This is a genomic window from Capnocytophaga sp. oral taxon 324 str. F0483, assembly GCF_000318315.2.
GTDB lineage: Bacteria > Bacteroidota > Bacteroidia > Flavobacteriales > Flavobacteriaceae > Capnocytophaga > Capnocytophaga ochracea.
In genome coordinates this window covers 1-20,538 of record NZ_KB291494.1, presented here as the reverse complement: position 1 = coordinate 20,538, position 20,538 = coordinate 1, and the positions used below count along the sequence as shown (strand labels likewise).

At 39.6% G+C, this 20,538-nt stretch carries 20 protein-coding genes; 15 read left to right on the top strand and 5 right to left on the bottom strand.

All coding sequences use genetic code 11. The features are described 5' to 3' along the window. Nucleotides 1-196: 196 nt before the first annotated feature. The 6 genes from rlmD (at nucleotide 197) to HMPREF9072_RS02470 (ending at nucleotide 7,153) form a co-directional block, all read left to right on the top strand. A complete protein-coding gene (gene rlmD, locus HMPREF9072_RS02495) occupies nucleotides 197-1,612 on the top strand; it encodes a 23S rRNA (uracil(1939)-C(5))-methyltransferase RlmD (RefSeq protein ID WP_009410366.1) in 1,416 nt (471 codons plus the stop codon). Then, a complete protein-coding gene (gene nth / locus HMPREF9072_RS02490) occupies nucleotides 1,599-2,228 on the top strand; it encodes an endonuclease III (protein WP_009410365.1) in 630 nt (209 codons plus the stop codon). Before rlmD ends, nth begins: the two co-directional genes overlap by 14 nt. Next, a complete protein-coding gene (gene bioA / locus HMPREF9072_RS02485) occupies nucleotides 2,225-3,502 on the top strand; it encodes an adenosylmethionine--8-amino-7-oxononanoate transaminase (RefSeq protein ID WP_009410364.1) in 1,278 nt (425 codons plus the stop codon). Before nth ends, bioA begins: the two co-directional genes overlap by 4 nt. Nucleotides 3,503-3,712: 210 nt before the next feature. Beyond that, nucleotides 3,713-5,785: an alpha-L-fucosidase gene (locus HMPREF9072_RS02480; protein ID WP_009410363.1), complete on the top strand. Its 2,073-nt coding sequence runs from the start codon at nucleotides 3,713-3,715 to the stop codon at nucleotides 5,783-5,785. A gap of 4 nt (nucleotides 5,786-5,789) precedes the next feature. Continuing rightward, nucleotides 5,790-6,665: a CPBP family intramembrane glutamic endopeptidase gene (locus tag HMPREF9072_RS02475; RefSeq protein ID WP_009410362.1), complete on the top strand. Its 876-nt coding sequence runs from the start codon at nucleotides 5,790-5,792 to the stop codon at nucleotides 6,663-6,665. 140 nt (nucleotides 6,666-6,805) lie between these two features. Further along, the gene (locus HMPREF9072_RS02470; protein WP_009410361.1) at nucleotides 6,806-7,153 is read left to right on the top strand and encodes a hypothetical protein; all 348 of its coding nucleotides are present in this window, start codon (nucleotides 6,806-6,808) and stop codon (nucleotides 7,151-7,153) included. Between the two features lie 67 nt (nucleotides 7,154-7,220). Here HMPREF9072_RS02470 and HMPREF9072_RS02465 read toward each other — a convergent pair whose 3' ends face one another. Further along, a complete protein-coding gene (locus HMPREF9072_RS02465) occupies nucleotides 7,221-7,970 on the bottom strand; it encodes an SAM-dependent methyltransferase (protein ID WP_009410360.1) in 750 nt (249 codons plus the stop codon). Nucleotides 7,971-8,041: 71 nt separating this feature from the next. On the opposite strand from HMPREF9072_RS02465, the gene HMPREF9072_RS02460 reads away from it, so the two are divergent. The 9 genes from HMPREF9072_RS02460 (at nucleotide 8,042) to HMPREF9072_RS02420 (ending at nucleotide 15,234) form a co-directional block, all read left to right on the top strand. Further along, the gene (locus HMPREF9072_RS02460) at nucleotides 8,042-9,025 is read left to right on the top strand and encodes a hypothetical protein (protein WP_034566058.1); all 984 of its coding nucleotides are present in this window, start codon (nucleotides 8,042-8,044) and stop codon (nucleotides 9,023-9,025) included. A 236-nt stretch (nucleotides 9,026-9,261) separates the two neighbouring features. Next, nucleotides 9,262-10,029: an alpha/beta fold hydrolase gene (locus HMPREF9072_RS02455; RefSeq protein WP_009410358.1), complete on the top strand. Its 768-nt coding sequence runs from the start codon at nucleotides 9,262-9,264 to the stop codon at nucleotides 10,027-10,029. A gap of 29 nt (nucleotides 10,030-10,058) precedes the next feature. Continuing rightward, nucleotides 10,059-11,105, top strand: a complete 1,047-nt coding sequence (locus tag HMPREF9072_RS02450) for a quinone-dependent dihydroorotate dehydrogenase (RefSeq protein WP_009410357.1) — start codon at nucleotides 10,059-10,061, stop codon at nucleotides 11,103-11,105. A gap of 286 nt (nucleotides 11,106-11,391) precedes the next feature. After that, entirely contained in the window at nucleotides 11,392-12,246 is an 855-nt protein-coding gene (locus tag HMPREF9072_RS02445) for a YicC/YloC family endoribonuclease (protein ID WP_009410356.1), read from the top strand. A gap of 31 nt (nucleotides 12,247-12,277) precedes the next feature. Beyond that, a complete protein-coding gene (gmk, locus tag HMPREF9072_RS02440; RefSeq protein WP_009410355.1) occupies nucleotides 12,278-12,844 on the top strand; it encodes a guanylate kinase in 567 nt (188 codons plus the stop codon). Then, the gene (gene nadD / locus HMPREF9072_RS02435; protein ID WP_002672598.1) at nucleotides 12,841-13,428 is read left to right on the top strand and encodes a nicotinate (nicotinamide) nucleotide adenylyltransferase; all 588 of its coding nucleotides are present in this window, start codon (nucleotides 12,841-12,843) and stop codon (nucleotides 13,426-13,428) included. The genes gmk and nadD overlap by 4 nt, the downstream gene beginning before the upstream one ends. 126 nt (nucleotides 13,429-13,554) lie before the next feature. Beyond that, nucleotides 13,555-14,019: a low molecular weight protein-tyrosine-phosphatase gene (locus HMPREF9072_RS02430; RefSeq protein ID WP_009410354.1), complete on the top strand. Its 465-nt coding sequence runs from the start codon at nucleotides 13,555-13,557 to the stop codon at nucleotides 14,017-14,019. An 18-nt stretch (nucleotides 14,020-14,037) separates the two neighbouring features. Then, nucleotides 14,038-14,658, top strand: coding sequence for a recombination mediator RecR (gene recR, locus HMPREF9072_RS02425; protein WP_009410353.1), 621 nt, complete (start codon nucleotides 14,038-14,040; stop codon nucleotides 14,656-14,658). Between the two features lie 3 nt (nucleotides 14,659-14,661). Further along, nucleotides 14,662-15,234, top strand: coding sequence for a DUF3109 family protein (locus tag HMPREF9072_RS02420; RefSeq protein ID WP_009410352.1), 573 nt, complete (start codon nucleotides 14,662-14,664; stop codon nucleotides 15,232-15,234). 78 nt (nucleotides 15,235-15,312) lie between these two features. On the opposite strand, the gene HMPREF9072_RS02415 is transcribed toward HMPREF9072_RS02420, so the two are convergent. The 4 genes from HMPREF9072_RS02415 to HMPREF9072_RS02400 form a co-directional block, all read right to left on the bottom strand. Further along, nucleotides 15,313-16,653 (bottom strand): TolC family protein, encoded by a 1,341-nt coding sequence (locus HMPREF9072_RS02415; protein WP_009410351.1) that lies wholly within the window; start codon nucleotides 16,651-16,653, stop codon nucleotides 15,313-15,315. Nucleotides 16,654-16,825: 172 nt separating this feature from the next. Beyond that, nucleotides 16,826-17,437 carry a TetR/AcrR family transcriptional regulator gene (locus HMPREF9072_RS02410; protein ID WP_198143954.1) on the bottom strand — a complete coding sequence of 204 codons (612 nt, stop codon included), beginning with the start codon at nucleotides 17,435-17,437 and terminating at the stop codon, nucleotides 16,826-16,828. A gap of 99 nt (nucleotides 17,438-17,536) precedes the next feature. Further along, nucleotides 17,537-18,469 carry a phospholipase A gene (locus tag HMPREF9072_RS02405; protein ID WP_009410349.1) on the bottom strand — a complete coding sequence of 311 codons (933 nt, stop codon included), beginning with the start codon at nucleotides 18,467-18,469 and terminating at the stop codon, nucleotides 17,537-17,539. A 120-nt stretch (nucleotides 18,470-18,589) separates the two neighbouring features. Continuing rightward, entirely contained in the window at nucleotides 18,590-20,182 is a 1,593-nt protein-coding gene (locus tag HMPREF9072_RS02400; protein ID WP_009410348.1) for a peptide chain release factor 3, read from the bottom strand. Nucleotides 20,183-20,538: the final 356 nt, after the last annotated feature.

Here is a 20,538-nt window from a genome sequence, read left to right as displayed (position 1 = left end):
AACGGGGTTTCGAGGCGAAAGAAAGAGAAAAGGCGCTAGGCCTTAGGCCATAGGCAATAGGGAGAAGTATGACGGAAAGAAGAAGGAATCATTAGAAAATTAGTAGGTTAGTGGAAATATTGGAGAATCTTGGAGGGAGTTTGAATATAATGAGAGCATTTGTAATTCGCAATTATTTTGTACCTTTGCACCCATAATGAGCAAAAATAAGCATATAACCATTGAAAATGTAACCGTGATTGATGCAGGGGCCAAAGGCAAAAGCATTGCTAAAGCCCCTGACGGACGTGTGATATTTATAAGTAACGCTATTCCTGGTGATGTAGTAGATGTGCAGACCACCAAGAAGAAATCGGCTTATTATGAAGGTTTTGTAACTAAATATCACCAACTATCAGAACAACGAGTAACGCCCGTATGTTCTCACTTTGGCTATTGTGGCGGTTGCAAATGGCAAGATATGAACTACCAAAGTCAGCTATTTTACAAGCAGAAAGAAGTAGAAAACAACTTAGTACGGTTGGGCAGGATAGAAATTCCTGCTGTAATGCCTATCATAGGCTCTGACGAGACTTATTACTACCGCAACAAAATGGAGTTTTCTTTTTCGGATATGCGCTGGCTCACTCCCGATGAAATTAAGAAAGCTGACGAAATAGACAATCGGAATGCCTTAGGTTTTCACATAGCAGGAGCTTGGGACAAGATTTTAGACATAGACAAATGTTACTTGCAAGCCGACCCCTCTAACGCGATACGGTTGGAGATAAAGCGTTTTGCCTTGGCGAACGAAATGCCTTTTTACAGCCCGAGACAACAAACAGGCTTATTGCGTACTATGATGATACGCATTAGCTCCATTGGGCAAATAATGGTAGTGATACAGTTCTTCCGCAACGACCCTAAAATTACACTGCTCCTCGACCATATTGCAGAGACATTCCCGATGATTACCTCTTTGCAATACTGTATCAATAGCAAAGGCAACGATGCTATTTATGACCAAGAACTTATTTGCTATAAAGGTACTGACTGTATTTATGAGGAAATGGAAGGGTTGCGATTTAAAATCAACGCCAAGTCGTTTTACCAAACTAACTCGGCACAAGCGTACAAGCTGTACCAAGTAGCTCGTAACTTTGCCGATTTAAAGGGCGATGAATTAGTGTACGACCTTTATACAGGGACGGGCACTATTGCGCAATTTGTAGCGAAAAAAGCGAAAAAAGTGATAGGGGTAGAAGCTGTACCAGAAGCTATAGCAGATGCCAAAGACAATGCTTTTGCCAATGGTATTGAGAATGTTACTTTTTACGTGGGAGATATGAAAAACATTTTCAACGACACTTTTATAGAAGAAAACGGCACCCCTGATGTGATTATCACCGACCCTCCTCGCGACGGTATGCACAAAGATGTAGTAGCTAAAATTCTTCAAATAGCCCCCAAAAAGATAGTATATGTAAGTTGCAATAGTGCAACGCAAGCGCGAGACCTTTCCTTGCTTGATGTAACTTATAAAGTAACCAAAGTTCAGCCCGTGGATATGTTCCCACAAACCTACCACGTAGAGAATGTTGTTTTATTAGAAAAGAGAAATGAAAAAAGCTGAAAAAGTAAACTTTATCATCGATACACTGGAAAGTATCTATCCTGAAATTACTATACCCCTACAACACAAAGACCCTTATACGCTACTGATAGCCGTACTCTTATCGGCACAAACTACCGATGCACGGGTGAACCAAATCACGCCTATTCTATTTAGCAAGGCGGACAATCCGTATGATATGGTACTACTTTCGGTAGAGGAAATACAGGAGATTATCAAACCCTTAGGGCTTGCCCCTATGAAATCTAAAGGTATTCACGGGCTTTCCCAAATACTCATAGACAAATACAACGGCGAAGTTCCTCAAACCTTTGAGGCTTTAGAGGCTCTCCCCTCAGTAGGACATAAAACTGCCAGCGTTGTTCTTGCACAAGCCTTTGGTATTCCGACCTTCCCCGTTGATACCCATATACACCGACTGATGCACCGCTGGAAGCTTTCCGACGGTAGTTCGGTAGTGCAAACAGAGAAAGATGCCAAACGACTCTTTCCCAAAGAAAAATGGAACAAACTGCACGTGCAAATCATCTTGTACGGGCGCGAATACAGTCCGGCGAGAGGCTGGAATATAGAAAAAGATATTATAACCAAAACCATTATACAATCGAAAAAATGAATTTACAACAGCGAGACGAAAAACATTTGTGGCACCCGTATACCCAACATCAAACGGCTGCCAAACCTATCGGAATTGTGAAAGGAAAAGATGCTCTCCTTTGGGACGAGGACGGCAAAGAATACATAGATGCCATTGCCAGTTGGTGGGTGAACCCCTATGGGCATAGCAACGAGCGATTAGCCCAAGCTGCCTACAAACAACTCACCCAATTAGAGCACGTGCTCTTTGGTGGCTTTACACACCGACCTGCGGTAGAGCTTGCTGAAAAGCTCATCAGTATCCTGCCTAAAAACCAACAGAAAGTATTCTTCTCGGACAACGGTTCGACAGCAGTGGAAGTAGGTATCAAGATGGCGTTACAGTACTTTTTCAATAAAGGCGAGAAACGCTTTACGGTAGTTGCTTTTGAAGATGCATTTCACGGAGATACCTTTGCCGCTATGGCAGCTTCGGGTATTTCATTCTTTACTGATGCTTTTAAAGAACATTTGTTGAAAGTAGTGCGCATACCGTTACCCAAAAAAGGAAGCGATGAAGCTGCTAAAAAACTAAAAGAAGTGATTGCTGAACATCACCCTGCCGCCTTTATATTTGAAGCCTTAGTACAAGGAGCCTCAGGAATGCAAATCTATGAACCAGAAGCCTTAGACAAGCTGATTCATATCGCACAAGAAAATGGTGTGATTACCATTGCCGACGAGGTAATGACAGGCTTCGGGCGTACAGGACGCACTTTTGCTTCGGACTATCTCACTCATAAACCCGATATTATGTGCTTATCGAAAGCTCTTACAGGAGGAACGATTCCGCTTGCGGTAACTACTGCTACCCAAGAGATATTCGACGGTTTTTACAGTGAAGACGTGAACAAAGCTCTTTTCCACGGACATACCTTTACGGCAAACCCCACGGGCTGTGCGATTGCCTTAGAAGCTATTCGCATATTGGAAAGTGACGAAATGCAAGCCAACTTAAAACGTATTGCACGCCGTCATCAGGAGTTTTTAGCCCGTATTGCGAAATATCCATCGGTAGAGAATGCACGTACCTTAGGTGTTATTTTGGCATTCGACCTCAAAACCTCTCAAAATACTGACTACTACGGCTCATTCAGGGATAAACTGTACAACTTCTTTATCTCAGAAGGCGTAATACTGCGTCCGGTGGGAAATATTATCTACATTTTGCCCCCTTACATCATCACAGATGCTCAATTAGACCGAGTGTATGATGTTTTAGAAGAAGCGATACAGAAGTTCTCTAATCAGTAAGAGAAAAGAAAAACACATTTAAGAGACTATTTTCATAAGAGAATAGTCTCTTTTTTATTTAGTAACACAAGAGAAAAGTTAAAATAATTTTATTGAGATATTAGTACGAGATGCAATCTTTAGAATTTTATTTTGATAGTAAAAAAATATTCTATATCTTTGCACCACTTATGAAAACTTTATAACAAAGAAGTTTAAATACTGTACACAATGAAAAAATTAGTCTTATTAGCCACCACTTTATGTATGGTGGCTTGCAAAAGTATTGAAGCACCCAAGTCAGTGGGAGCTATTCCTTCCGCACGTCAGTTACCGTGGCACGAGATGGAATATTATGCTTTTATCCACTTCAATATGAACACCTTTACCGATATGGAATGGGGCACAGGTGGCGAAGACCCTGTTTTATTCAACCCTACTGAATTAGATGTAAATCAGTGGGTGAAAGTGATTAAAGACGCTGGTATGAAAGGTGTTATTATCACGGCTAAGCACCACGATGGTTTCTGCTTATGGCCATCAAAGTACACTGAGCACTCTGTAAAAAACTCACCCTGGAAAAACGGTAAAGGCGATGTAATTAGAGAACTTTCCGATGCTTGCCACAAAGCAGGACTTAAATTTGGAGTATATTTATCACCTTGGGATAGAAACCACGCTGAGTATGGCAGAGAAGCCTACGTAACCTATTTCCATAACCAACTACGAGAATTGCTTACCTATTACGGTGAAATATTTGAAGTATGGTTTGACGGTGCCAACGGTGGTTCAGGTTATTACGGTGGAGCTAACGAAACTCGTACTATTGATGCTCATACTTATTATCAGTGGGATAAAACATTTGCCATAGTACACGAATTGCAGCCTAACGCTACTATCTTTGGTGATGAAGGTCCGGATATTCGCTGGATAGGTAATGAAAAAGGCTTCGGTACTCCTACTAACTGGAATCCTTTTACCTCTAACCCTTCTTTACAAGGAAAAGACCACTTACATCATTTGGGTGAAGGCGATGAAAATGGCGTAAATTGGATTCCTGCTGAAGCTGATGTATCTATTCGCCCAGGTTGGTATTACCACGCACGAGAAGACCACCAAGTGCGTCCATTAGAAAAAATGGTAGATATATACTACGCTTCAGTAGGTCGCGGTTACAACTTATTACTCAATCTTCCCGTGGATAGACGTGGCTTAGTACACGAAAATGACATCAAGAGACTTATGGAATTCAAAAAAGTTATAGAAGCAGATTTTGCACGTAACCTCGTAACTGAAGCCTCTGTAACGGCTTCTAATATTCGTAAAAATAACAAGCAATTTAAACCTGAAAAAACTACCGATACTGATAAAAACACCTATTGGACAACCGACGAAGGAGTAACAGAAGCTTCTATAGAACTAAACTTTACCAAGCCTACTACCTTCAACCGCTTTATGGCACAAGAGTATATCCCATTGGGGCAACGTGTAAAGAAGTTTAAATTAGAATACCAAAAAGATGGCAAATGGAAAACTATAGATGAACAAACAACTATTGGCTACAAGCGATTACTACGCTTCCCATCAGTAACGGCTACTAAGGTTCGTTTCACAGTTTTAGAAGCTAAAGGTTCGCCATTGATTAGCAATATAGGGTTATACAATGCACCTGTGTTATTGGTAACTCCTCAGCTTTCTCGTGATAAGAATGGTCAAATAACCCTCACTCCCGCTGATACCGAAACTGAAATTTACTATACTTTAGACGGCAGTCAGCCTACTGAACAGTCGTTGCGTTATACAGCTCCTTTCCCCGTTACTCAGCCTACTTCTTTAAAATTTGTAGCCTATGACGGCAAGCAGCAATTGTACAGTGAAGTAGCTTCTTACGCATTGGATATCCCCAAAGCAAAGTGGAAAGTGTTATCTTCTGCTTCCTCTGATATCCAGAAAGTAATTGATGAAAAACCTAATACGTGGTTTGCTCAAGAAAAGGGCAATACACCCACTGCCATTACTATTGATTTAGGAGAGCTGTTAAACCTAAAAGGATTTACCTATTTGCCTTCACAGGACCGCTGGGCTGAAGGCACTATCAGTCATTATATTTTTGAAGTGAGTACTGATAATGTTCATTGGAAGAAGCTAAGTGAGGGAGAATTTGGCAATATCAAGAATAATCCTATTGAACAACGCATTACCTTCCCTGCCGAGAAAGCCCGTTATATCAAGCTTACCGCTACCCAAACTGTAGATGATACCAATAGAGTATCGTATGCCGAAATAGGAATCATTACACAATAAAGCTATGTATCTTAAAAACGGAAGATTGTCACAGAGTCCTAAATGGCTTTACATTATAGTTCCAACCCTGTTCTTTGCCTTTACAGGGTTGAACTTTTTAGCAGCACAGTTTTTTGATACTTCTGCACTTATACAGTCGGAAATTGCCCAAAAAGGTGAATTACAATTCTTGTTTGAGAACTTAGTTGTCTTTGCTATCTTCTTAGGGTTATTGTTACTATGGGTGAAGTTCATACATCGCCAGCCTTTGGTAACACTTATTACAGCGCGACCCCGTATCAGTTGGAAGCGTTTTTGGTTTGCTTTCTTGTTGTGGGGAAGCGTAACCATAGGCATAACTTGTATCGACTACTTATTTTTTAACCCCGATGATTATATTTGGAATTTTCAGTGGATACCTTTCTTAAAACTACTCGTGATAGTAGTGCTATTCATTCCTCTGCAAACCGCTTTTGAAGAAATATTCTTTCGTGGCTACCTAATGCAAGGCTTAGGACTCGTAATGCGTAATGCGTGGTTTCCTTTGCTTTTTACCTCTATCACCTTCGGACTAATGCACATTGCCAACCCCGAGGTAGAAAAATTAGGATACAGCTTGCTTATCTATTACATAGGTACAGGCTTGTTCTTAGGTATCACTACCTTAATGGACGATGGCTTAGAATTAGCCTTAGGGTTTCACACCGCCAACAACCTTTTTACAGCTCTTTTAGTAACTTCCGACTGGACAGTTTTCCAAGTTCCTTCCGTCTTGCGTGATGTCTCAGAACCCTCTTTAGGCTTCAGTGTATGGGCTCCTCTATTGCTCTGCTTCCCTCTTTTATTGTATATCTACGCCAAGATATACCATTGGAAAGAGTGGAAAAAACACTTGTTATAAAAGAAAACTTAATTTTTTGTTAAAATAATTTCCTTCATATCATAATATTTCATATCTTTGCAACCGATTTTAAATAGCAAAAGGCGACACCCCGAAAAGCCTTTAACAGAGTAGGGAGTAATTTTAATTTTCAGTTTTTTATGGAAGAAAATACAACTTCAACACAAGAGCAATCTGTTTCTCAAGAACAGCAAACTGCTAAAGAAAACAACCCAACTATCATTATTCAAAACTCCTCTAAGAGCAACGGAATAGGCACCGCTGGTTTCGTATTAGCTTTAATAGCTGTATTCTTAGGTTGGGTTCCTGTTTTAGGGTGGATTATCTGGCTTTTAGGACTTGTCCTTTCAGGTATAGGTGTTACTAAAACTCCTAAAGGATTAGCCATTGCAGGGCTTGTGCTCTCTTTAATTGGGCTTGTTATCCTTATTCTTTTAGCTACTGTTTTTGCAACAGCGGCAGCTGTTTCTTCAATGCCAGTACAATAAGAATTTACAAAAAAGGCTATCTGAGAAGAATCTCAGATAGCCTTTTTCTATAAAGTTACATATCATTTTAGCTCCCTATAATAAAAATAGTAGGTCTCTTCTGCACATCAATATTCGTTTTCTTCCAACGATGCACAGGGAGTGTTTTAATTTCTTCAGTAGGAAGCGTAATATCACAAGCCACGCATAAAAGAGTATTAGCTTGTAATGTCTCTATCAAGTCAGTAAGCATCTGCTTATTGCGGTAAGGCGTTTCTATAAATAGTTGCGACTGTCCTTCTCGTGCTTTGCGCTCTAAGGTTTTAAGTGCCTTCTTTCGCTCTTGTTTATCAATAGGGAGATATCCGTTAAAAGCAAAATTCTGCCCATTAAGTCCACTCGCCATCATTGCCAGTAACAACGAAGAAGGTCCTACCAGCGGAATCACTTTCAGTCCTTTTTGGTGAGCCACCCGCACTATATCAGCTCCTGGGTCGGCTATCCCTGGGCAACCTGCCTCCGAGATAATCCCTATCGAGTGTCCTTCCATACAAGGGGTTAGAAAACTCTGATAGTCAGTATCCTGATGGTGCTTATCTATCACAACTATTTTTAAATCTGCTTGCACCTTGTCCGGAGTAACGAGCTTGATAAACTTCCTTGCCGACTTTTCGTTTTCTACTACAAAATAAGTAAGTGATTGCACTACATTTGCCACCTGTGCTGGCAATACATCAAGAGCAACACCCCCTAATAAGTTCGGTATTAAATAAATATTTCCCATCGTTGTTTGTATCAACATTACTAACAAATTGCAAAGGTATATTTTTTTCATCATACTTATAGTATTAAATGATTAATTATTTGTACCTTTGTCGCGTATATCTCAACAATCTATAATCACAACAAATGAAAAACATTCTCTCTTATAGTATCATTTTCTCGGTTATTACACTGATAAGCTGTAATAAAGACAGCAACAGCAATAACCTTTCTGAGCATTCCCAACAAATGCTACAACAAGCTATGCGCAATACCGAAGCAGGGCACGACACAAATTTTAGTGACAACACTCCCTTCATTTTCAATGGTTATAGTAATACTTCCAACAGATTGTTCGAAAAAGGAGGTAATATATCTATCGGGGCTGCCTTAAATTTTGCGTCTCTTAATCACAACAAAATCATTTATAAAAGTTGTTATTGGGGGCTTTATGGCAAAGAAGGCTACTGCAAGTACCCTAACGAAAACCGATATTTTGAATTGTACAACCTTTGGGGGGTGCTATTTTCTGAAAAGAACAATCAGAACCCTAACGCTTTGATAAATGTAAAAAACTTTCGCTTCTACGTGCTTTACAAAGGTGAAAACGTATGGCGGAGAGTTCATTTTCCTGAAACTGATATTACCGACCAAGCCCCTATCACGTGGGCGGCTACATATTATAAAGATATCGTAACAGAAGCAGGCAATGGGAAGATTAAAGTAATACAAGAAAAAAACTATTCCACTATCCCTATCGCCAAATCAGGAAAATACGACGGCAAATGGTATGATGCCAAAATATTAGTAAACCACTTTGGTTCTAAACTTATGAAACCTGTGGGGGAGTTCACCCCCAGCAAAGTCGAAGGCGTGTATATGCAAGTAGAGGTACGTCTCGACCCAAGTACCCCCAACGCCAAAGTAGGCATACAAGCTGGTATGGACGTCCGCCACGAAGGCATTAAAACTACTTACTATATGGCTTTTGGCTCTACCCGCATCGTTACTGTTGCCCCTCATTGGAAAACCGTTAATTGGGTAAACTACGCAGGCGGACAAGGAGCTGACGAAGGAGGCGTCGTACTGAGTAAAGAACGATTACTAAACACCTCTTTTCCAAGAGAATAACCTCCTATTAAACAGTTCTAAAAAGCACTTTATCTCTCAAAACGAAATATATCTTATATAAAACGAAATTAGAATAGGGATTACTACCTTATATCATTCGTATAGCTTTTCTATATCTATCGTCCAAGATTCGTATAAGCTTCCTATAAGCTTTCTATATCTATCTCTTAACTATCAAGCTTTTACAACAATAGCAAAACAAACCCAAAAAAGCACCTAACAAACTAATTATCACAATGAAACAGTCTTTTTATCAAAAAGAAGGAAAAAGAAAGAATAAGACAATTGTCTTCCTTCACGGCTTTTTAGAAGACCATACTATATGGCAACCTATTACTAGAGCTCTCTCTACCGAATATTTCACACTATCCATCGACCTTTTAGGGCACGGGCAGACCCCCACTATCGCCCCAGTACACACAATGGAAATGATGGCAAACCAAGTAAACGATATCTTACTAAAAGAAGAAATAGAACATTGCACCATCGTGGGGCACTCAATGGGAGGTTATGTAGCCTTAGCTTTTGCTGAATTATTCCCCAAAAAAGTAGAAGGAATAGTGTTGTTAAACTCCACTACCCTACCCGATTCCCCAGAGAAAAAAGTAAATAGAGACCGAGTGCTGAAAGTAATCGATAAAGAGAAAGAACTCTTCGTACGCACTGCCGTTACAAACCTATTTAGCGACGAAAACAAAACGCTGATGAAATCCGCGCTCAACAAACTAATCGATATAGCAATGCGCACCCCTAACGAAGGTATCAAAGCAGCTTCCTTAGGAATGAAACAACGCCCCGACCGCACTGAACTATTCGAACAACTAACCGCTAAAAAGCATATCATTATGGGTAAAAAAGACGCTCTTATCCCTTCCGATAGTTTGATAGCATTAGCCCAAAAAGCAGGTGCAAGCTATACCCTGCTTTCAGGCGGACATTTAGTATATATTGAGAACGAAGCCGAGACCATAGAAGCCTTGCGCAATTTTATGGCACAACCCTAATCTTAACCCTTTTTCTCAAATTCCAAGATATGTATAAGCTATTCATTCGCCCATTCCTTTTCAGTCTCGACCCCGAGAAAGCTCATCACTTTACATTTAAATACTTAAAGTTTATTCACAAAATCCCCTTAGTACCTTTGCTCATTCGCAAAATATACAATGTGGAACACCCTTCTCTACATCGCGAAGTCTTTGGGCTACACTTCAAAAATCCCATAGGATTAGCCGCAGGTTTAGATAAAGATGCTAAATTGTACAAAGAATTAGCCAATTTAGGTTTTGGTTTTATCGAAATTGGAACCATTACCCCTAAACCACAACCAGGGAACCCAAAAAAGCGATTGTTCAGACTCATAGAAGACCAAGGAATTATAAACCGTATGGGCTTTAACAACGAAGGAGTTGAAGCTGCTGTAAAGCGCCTTAAAAAGAATACCAATGTACTGATAGGAGGAAATATTGGTAAAAATAAAACCACCCCAAATGAAGAAGCCGTAAACGACTACCTGATTTGTTTTGAACAACTCTTCAATTATGTCGATTATTTTGTAGTAAATGTAAGTTCTCCCAATACTCCAAATTTGCGTACATTACAAGAAAAAGAACCTCTAAAACAGCTTTTAAGCACTTTGCAAAACACAAACCTAACTCATAAAAACCCTAAGCCTATCCTTTTAAAAATCGCCCCTGACCTTACCGACGAACAACTGTTAGATATTATTGAAATCGTACAAGAAACTCATATTGCAGGCGTAATTGCTACCAATACCACGATTGGTAGAGAAGGGTTAGTATCCGATAATCAAAAAGAAACCGGCGGACTTAGTGGGAAACCTCTAAAAAATCGCTCCACTGAGGTAATACGTTTTCTAAGTGAAAAGAGCAACCACGCATTTCCCATCATTGGCGTTGGAGGAATATTTAGTGAAACCGATGCCCTCGAAAAGTTAGAAGCAGGAGCCTCACTTATCCAGCTCTATACAGGTTTCATTTACGAAGGTGCAGATCTTATAAAACGTATCAATAAACAGCTAATTGCTAATGTGAATAAAGGTTTCAGAAATGATTGTCTCTGATTTACAACCTCATAGTCGTTTTTGCGTCACATCTCCCCCTTTGGAGGGGGCTGGGGGGAGGTTTATAATCAATAATTTAGTTCAACTCTTGATTAGCTTTGCTAATTCTAACCAACATTAGCATTATTTCCGTTATTTGTTATTTGCGATTCTTAATTCACCGATACAAACCAAACGTATTGATGAAATAAAAGTCTTGATGAAATTTTATAAACATACTCACCTCACAAATATTGTCAATTACTAATTATTTTATACCTTTGCACTTATTTTCAAAAACGATATTATGATACAGTCAATGACAGGCTTTGGCAAGAGCGTACTATCTCTCACCGATAAACATATTAGTATAGAAATCAAATCCCTAAACAGTAAGAGTATTGATATCAATACACGTATTCCGCAAGCGTATCGCGAAAAAGAACTCGATTTCCGTAAACTCATTGCCGAGCAGCTCTTACGCGGGAAAGTAGATTTTAGTATCTTTGTAGAAAATACAGGCACACAAACCCCCTCTAAAATCAATCCTAATATCGTAAAATCCTATATCGAGCAAATGCGTGCCATTGTTGATGGTGACCTTACCGAACTGCTAAAAATGGCAGTACGTATGCCCGATGCCTTACAAACCACTACCGAAAGCGTTTCCGAAGAAGAACTTTCAGCTATTTTCGAACATATCAGCCTCGCCATTACCGATTTGCAATCCTTCCGCATTCAAGAAGGTAAAGTTTTAGAAAAAGACTTCGTTTTGCGTATTAGTAACATCGATAGCTTACTGCAAGAGGTACAAGCTCTCGACAGTGAACGCTTAGCGCTCATTCGCGAACGCTTGGAAAAAGCGGTAGCTGATATCCAAAATGTAGACGCCAACCGCTTTGAGCAAGAACTCATTTTCTACTTAGAAAAATTGGACATCACAGAAGAAAAAATCCGACTCAAAAAACACTTAGACTATTTTCTCGAAACCCTTCACAGCGAAGATTCTAACGGACGTAAATTGAGTTTTATTGCACAAGAAATAGGCAGAGAAATCAATACCTTAGGTTCAAAAGCTAACTTCGCCCCTATGCAACAGTTAGTAGTCCAAATGAAAGACGAACTCGAAAAGATTAAAGAACAAGTTCTAAACGTATTATAACCTGCTAATTTACCAATTTGCTAATTAAAAAATGAACAAACTAATTATTTTCTCAGCTCCTTCTGGGAGCGGCAAAACTACCATAGTGAGGCATTTACTCTCGCTCAAAAAACTAAACTTAGCCTTTTCTATTTCGGCTACTTCTCGTGCTCCTCGTGGTGAAGAACAACACGGCAAAGAATACTATTTCCTTTCTGCTGATGAATTCAAAAAACGTGTTCAGCACAACGAATTTATGGAATGGGAAGAGGTATACACAGGTTGTTATTACGGCACATTAAAATCAGAAGTAGAACGCCTATGGGCAAAGGGAAAGAATGTGATATTCGATATTGATGTCGCAGGAGGTCTCCGCCTCAAACAACAATATCCAGAGCAAACCTTAGCAGTATTTGTTGAACCGCCAAGCCTTATTGCCTTAGAAGAACGCTTGCGCAACCGTAAGACCGAAACAGAGGAGAAAATACAAATGCGTCTCAACAAAGCCGAACAAGAAATGGCAACTGCTCATCAGTTTGATGTGATTATCAAAAACGATAATCTACAACAAGCCCTACAAGAGGCTGAGCGCATAGTAACCGATTTTATCAACCGATGAAAAAACAAATAGGCTTATTCTTTGGCTCGTTTAACCCTATTCATATAGGGCATCTCATTATCGCCAATCATTTGGTAGAACACAGTGCAATGAACGAACTGTGGTTTGTGGTAACACCTCAAAATCCGTTTAAAGAAAAACAATCGTTATTAGACAATCACTTGCGATTGGAAATGGTCAATTTGGCAATAGAGAGCTATCCCAAGTTACGCGCCTCAAACATCGAGTTTCACTTGCCACAACCTAATTACACAGTTAATACCTTAGCCTATTTAGAGGAAAAACACCCTAATACTAACTTTGCCCTAATTATGGGGGAAGACAACCTAAAAAGCTTTCACAAATGGAAGAACTACGAGCATATTTTAGCAAATTACCCTATTTATGTCTATCCTCGTATTTCAGAAGGTACAGTGCCCGAAGCTTTAACTGAGCACCCGCATATCACCCGTGTACCCGCCCCTATCATCGAACTCTCAGCCACCTTTATCCGTGAAGAAATCAAATCTGGACACAATATACGCCCGCTCCTCCCCGAAAAAGTATGGCAATACATTGATAAATTAGGACTCTATTTCAATTAACAATTGACAAGTAACAATTAACATTTTTGTGTCACACACTTAGCTAAAGTTTCACACTTTGGCTAAGTTAAAACCAATAATCTCTTTGTTTAATTTCTAAGGCGTAAGCCTTATCTCTTTTAATATATGAAAAAAACGAAAATACTAATGGTTTGCTTAGGCAATATTTGCCGCTCTCCTTTAGCCGAAGGCGTGATGAGGAGCAAACTCCCTTCCGATAACTTTGAAGTAGATTCAGCTGGTACCTCCAACTATCACGTAGGCGATGCTCCTGACACTCGTTCTATCGCCTCTGGCAAAAAACACGGAGTAGATATCTCTATGCTTAGAGGTCGTCAGTTCTCAGCCAAAGATTTTGCCCTTTTCGATTATATTTTCGTAATGGATAAAAGCAATTACCAAAACGTTATCCGGCTTGCTAAGAACGAAAAAGAGCGTGCTAAAGTACATTTCTTAGCTGATGCTTTGGGTGGAATGACACAACACGAAATCCCCGACCCTTATTACGGCACAGAAGCTGATTTCGAAAACGTCTATCAGCTTATTGACGAGGCTTGCACCAAAGTTGCTCACAAACTATCTAACCCCTAACTACTATTATCTCCTAAAATGGACTTCTCATCTAAACTCTTAGAAAACGCCGTCTACGAAATAGCACAATTGCCTAGTATAGGCAAACGTACGGCTTTGCGTTTAGCCTTGCACCTGCTCAAACAACCCAAAGAGCAATCACTACAATTAGCACAAGCTATTGTGGCTTTACGCACCCATATCCAGTACTGTAAAAACTGCCACAACATCTCCGATGTAGATTTATGTGAGATATGTGCTAACCCTATGCGTGATACGGGAGTCGTTTGTGTTGTAGAAGATTTTAGAGATGTAATGGCAATAGAAAACACAGGGCAATTCTTTGGTCAGTATCACGTTTTAGGAGGCAAAATATCCCCTATCGATGGCATCGCTCCTTCCAATCTACACATTGCCTCACTGATAGAAAAAGTAAAGACAGGTAAAGTAACTGAGTTAATCCTCGCTCTGAGCAATACAATGGAGGGCGATACTACCAATTTCTATATTTACAAACAAGTAGAGCCTTACCATATCACCATTTCTACCATTGCCCGAGGCATAGCCGTAGGAGGCGAACTCGAATACACTGATGAGGTAACTTTGGGCAGAAGTATTACTCAGCGCATTCCTTTTGAAAAAGCTATTAAAGCCGTTTAAAATATGATACAAGTAGCCAATACCATTATTTCGGAAGATATCATAGATTGCGATTTTGTATGCAATCTCAATGCTTGTAAAGGTGCTTGCTGTATAGAAGGTGATGCAGGAGCACCCGTAGAAGAAAGCGAACTAAAAGTGATGAAGCGCATTTATCCCGAAGTAGCTCCTTACCTTACCGAAGAAGGTCGTACAGCTATTGAGGAGCAAGGAGTATACATCAAAGGAGAAGACGGCGAATGGGAAACTCCGCTCATCAATGGAGGCGAATGTGCTTATGTAGTACGCAATGAAAAAGGTTGGGCTCTTTGTGCTATCGAGCAAGCATATAACGATAAAAAAATAGACTGGAAGAAACCTATATCGTGTCACCTATATCCTATACGATTACAAGAGTACAGCTCCTTCACAGCAGTCAATTATCATCGTTGGAGTCCTATATGCGATGATGCTTGTGTCTTGGGTAAAAAGTTACAAGTGCCTATCTACAAATTCGTAAAAGAGGCTCTTATTAGAAAGTTTGGAGAAGAGTGGTACCAAGAATTAGAGCTTATAGCTGAGCACTTGAAAAAGTAACATACAAATAACAAAATAAAAGAGACAGTACAATATTAAAAGTACTGTCTCTTTCTTATATAGATATTATGGGATTTCTTATTTCATTGTCTCTAACTTCCCTTGTGATTTTAGCAACTGTATTTCTGCTAATTTGTAGTCCAACAAAGCATTGGTGTAATTGTTCTTAGCATCCGATAAAGAGCGTTCTGCTTCCAATAAATCTGTAAGGGAAGCCAAACCTTGTTGGTAGTTGTTTTGGGTGTTGAGCAATACCTCTTCTGCAAGCTTTACATTCTCCTTTTGTGAATCAATAGTAAGAAGGTTATTAGTAAGCTGACTGTGGGCATTCTCATAAGCCAAATCCATTGCCAAACGGGTGTCTTTAAGGGTCGCTTCAAGCGCTTGACTTTCTATCTGTGCTTGGTGTATCTTAGCACGTGTACCGAAACCCGAAAATATAGGTATATTCACTCCCAATGTAATAGCCGAATAGTCAGCTCCGTACACTTTATCTTTTTTGCCGTAAATAATCGGTGTTTTAGGTCCCATACTCAAATAACCATAAGTAGCCTGCAACGCTAATGATGGATAAAGTGCTGCACGTTGTACTTTAGTATTGAGGTCAAGGAGTTGCTTTTGTTTTTCGAGTACTTGTAGCTCTATACGAGTATTGCTATTACCTTTCTCAAAAGCCAAATCGTAATTAGCTTCAAAGCCTTCTTTAGGCAAAGTAATTACTTCACTCATCGGCATACCTATCATATATTTAAGCGCGTTCTCCGAGAGTTGTACTCCATTAAGGGCTTGTTGGCGTGCCGATTTGAGATTATTTACAGCCACAGTAGTGCGGTCAACGTCTATTTTCTTTGACAACCCCGATTGGTTTAACCCTTTTACAACATTAGCCGTTTTCTCGGTAAGAGCCAAATTGCTTTCTATATTTTCTAATGTTTGTCGGGTTTGGTATACTTGGTAGTAGGCTTGTGCTACTTTCTCAATGATTTCATTCTCGGTAAGCTGTTGGTTAAGCATATAAAACTCACGTGTCGTACGAGCCGCTTTCAAGCCCATAAATACCGTTTGATTAAACAACACTTGGGTAAGTTTTGCTTCAGCATTAGCCGACCATTTTTGCCCCATTTCCATTTTCATAGGTCCCGAAGGTGCTCCAAGAAAAGAAAAAGCACTTCCATCAATATAAGTAGCTTGTAACTTAGGATTGTACACCATACCGCCCGAAGCCGAAATACTAGGCAGTGCGTTAGCGCGTACTTCTTGTATTTTGTATTCGCTTTTGGTTACTTCCAATCGCGCTTTCTCAGCGTCCGCTTTATTCTCTAAAGCATAACGAATAGCGTCTTTTAAAGTCAATTCTTTTTGCTGTGCAAAGCTCATAAAACTGAGGAACAACAAAGCACTCGTAATGATTTTTCTCATAATAATTCTATTGCCTAATAGGCTTATTTATATTGTCCTTTTAATTCTGTTATAACTTTTTTTTACTTTATTTATTCAGATACCCATCTCTCGCTGACCTTACTTTTTCATCTCTGATGATTGGTATTATTGGCATTTTTAGTATTATAATATTAAACTTACCTTTTATCTTTTATCTTTTACCTTTTACCTCCTTAAGCACTCGTTCCAATTCTTTTAGCCCTTTTTCATTCACAAGTATCCTGAAAAAATACTCTATAATAGTATAAATAGTTTCCCAAAAAGAAAACTCAGTTTCAGGAAATAACTCCGATTGTGCTTTCATTCGTTGTACAGCCGTATAGAAAATCTTAAAGAATTTAAGATTGATATCTTCTCTAAAAAGTCCCTCCTGTATACCTCTTTCCATTACTTTATCTATAAAAATCGCATCTGCCTTGGCAGTCTCTACATTCATACGTTCGTATGTTTTAGGATAGTATTTCTTCAATTCCCAAATAGGACGGTCGCTATTGATGTTAAAAACTTCTTGAACCTTTTTTTGGTTACGGTATACATTTTCTATCACCGAACCTTCTCCTTGTACAAAAATATCTGCATTTTTACAACTTATCTCTAAAGCGTAATCTAATGTAGTTTCTACCAAGTCGTTTTTAGAAGGAAAATACTCGTAAAGCGTCTTTTTAGATATCCCCATTTTGTTAGCCAAATCATCCATAGTAAAGGTTTTAAACCCATACTGTATAAAGTCGTTTAAGGCTCTTTTCACGATTTCTTCTTTCATCTCTCTCATCTTTAAATTCGGGGGCAAAGGTATAACAAAAAAACTTAATAAACAAAAAAAGTTTCCTTTATTACCTCTTACCTCTTACTTCTTATCTGTTTAAAGACTCAAGAAAGTAAAGCCTACTCCCACAATAGTTTGTTTGTAATTGTAATCGATAAGGGAATCTCCATAACCGTGAGAGGCTTGCAACAAAATACGCAGGTCGCGACTCAGCGGATATACCCAGTTCAGCTCTACGTGTCCGCGATTATGATTAAAATTTAAATTATTCCTCACTTGCAAATTAAAAACACTTTTACGGAAGGGGTAAGCAATACCCAATTCACAACGTCCTATATAATTCTCAATATCGGGATTGTCATCTTCTCTTGCCTTTTCTGAGAAACGCCACCAGAAACGGCTGATAATCATTAAATCATTCCATTGGAAAATACCTGATAAAATAATTCTGTTCCAACTGCGGGAATGTGCCGCTTCTTTACCATTAGATTGGTGGTTTACGGATAGTCCTGCCATTTTCATTTTAAAATTCCCCACCGAGAGGTTCAGCGGATAAGTAAATATCAATTCAGGTTCGTAATTCACTTCTCTAAACGGACGTGAAAGCTCACCGTTGTACATCTGCCAATACGATTGCTGAGTGAAAGCTACCCACACATCACCCTTCCCAAAAGCATCTTGCATAATCTTAGCTTTTAAGCTCACTTGAAATTTTACCTCCACGTGCTGGTAGTCGCGCCATTCAGGTATAGGGCGGTCGGGGTTCAAACTTATAGGCTGTTCCGTAGGTTTATCCGTAAAACGGAAAGGCATTACGTACATAGGTAAGTAATCCACAAATTTAAAAGTACCTCTTTGGTCTTCTCGGTCAAGCTCCCATAGCTTAGAAATAGCCCTCTCTAACTGGGCTCTTCTATCGGCTTTTATTCCTGTCTTAGGAAGTTCCTGCAATGTGTCATTCTCCACCTCCTGAGGAAAAATAGGTGTTGCAATAGCCAAGAGCATTATAAATAAAGTGTATTTCATCATTTTGTTTTTTGCGGGTGCAAAAGTACAGCAAATAAACTTTATAAACAAAAAAAGTTTCCTACATTTTAATATGAGGAAACTTTTTCTATTCTGATACTTTATGTATATCAATAATTCTTCTTACTCAAACTCCGATGTAAAGTGCAACTTTAAGTTCGGATATTTTTGTTTTACCATCTCAATAGAGAAAGCTGAGTCGGCTAAGAAGACTAACTGATTCTGCTTATCGCGTGCTAAGAACTTCTGTTTTACGCGTAAGAAATCAAGATACTCAGCATCTTTGGGGTTTTCAGGTGTCTCTACCCAACAAGCTTTATAAATAGGGAAGTTTTCATAACTACACTTTGCCCCATACTCGTGTTCTAATCGATACTGAATTACCTCGTATTGGAGTGCTCCTACCGTCCCAATTACTTTGCGACCGTTGAAGTCTAACTTAAAGAGCTGTGCCACCCCTTCGTCCATTAGCTGGTCGATACCTTTTTCTAATTGTTTAGATTTCAGTGGGTCAGCATTGTTAATGTAGCGGAAGTGCTCAGGAGAGAAGCTCGGTATCCCCTTAAAATGTAATACTTCACCTTCGGTGAGTGTATCGCCTATCTTAAAGTTCCCCGTATCGTGCAATCCTACAATATCCCCCGCATACGAGATATCCACTACTTCTTTCTTTTCGGCAAAGAAAGCATTCGGACTGGAGAACTTCAACTTCTTACCCAAACGCGTATGTAAATAAGGTTTGTTACGCTCGAAAGTGCCCGAAACAATTTTCACAAACGCCAAACGGTCGCGGTGGTTAGGGTCCATATTTGCGTGAATCTTGAAAACGAAGCCCGTAAAAGTAGGTTCTTCAGGGTTTACGATGCGCTCTTCACTGGCTTTCGGGCGTGGCGAAGGAGCAATTTCCACAAAACAATCCAAGAGTTCTCTTACCCCAAAATTGTTCAATGCCGAGCCAAAAAATACAGGTTGTTGATCTCCTTTGAGGTAGGCTTCTCTATCGAATTTAGGATATACTTCATACACTAACTCCAAATCGGAACGGAGGTTCTCGGCAGATTGTTCGGATATAATCTTCTCTAATTCAGGACTGTTAATATCGTTGAAGGCAATAGTCTCCTCTATATTCTTACGGCTGTCGCCTGAAAAAAGGTTGATATTCTTCTCCCAGATGTTGTAAATCCCTTTGAAATCATACCCCATCCCTATGGGGAAACTCAGCGGAGTAACCTTTAAGCCCAACTTCTGTTCTACTTCGTCCAACAGGTCGAAGGCGTCTTTCCCCTCACGGTCTAACTTATTAATGAACACAATCATAGGAATATTACGCATACGGCACACCTCAACGAGTTTTTCGGTTTGCTCTTCCACCCCTTTGGCAACGTCAATAACCACGATTACACTGTCCACAGCCGTGAGAGTGCGGAAGGTATCCTCGGCGAAATCCTTGTGCCCGGGGGTATCTAAGATGTTTATTTTATGCTCTTTGTAGTTAAAAGCCAGCACCGAAGTAGCTACGGAAATCCCGCGTTGGCGTTCAATCTCCATAAAGTCGGAGGTAGCTCCTTTCTTTATTTTATTCGATTTCACCGCACCAGCTTCTTGGATAGCCCCCCCGAAGAGTAAGAGTTTTTCGGTAAGGGTTGTCTTTCCCGCGTCGGGGTGAGAGATGATGCCGAAGGTACGGCGTTTTTGTATTTCTTGTTGTAAAGACATAAAGTTAATTTGCTAATTGACAAATTTGCTGATTTGCTATTTTTTTAAGGGTATAATTAGTAGCGAGTTCTCTATTATTGATATTGTTACCTTCTTGGTCGAACATTCTTCGTAAGTGCTTACATACTAACAACCATAAGTTGTAAGCAACAGCGCTACCACAATGAATATTAATAAGATTCTTTTTATTCTTACTAATATTTTATCCAAAAATCGGGTGCAAAAATAGTGAATAAACTCCAAAAAGAGACATAAATAAGTAAAAAATTCATTTTACCTTAATTTAATCCCCCTCTTAACCTCAACGTACCCCCACCCTTCCTTCGTCTTTTCTCTATCTGCCCGTGCGGCTCGCA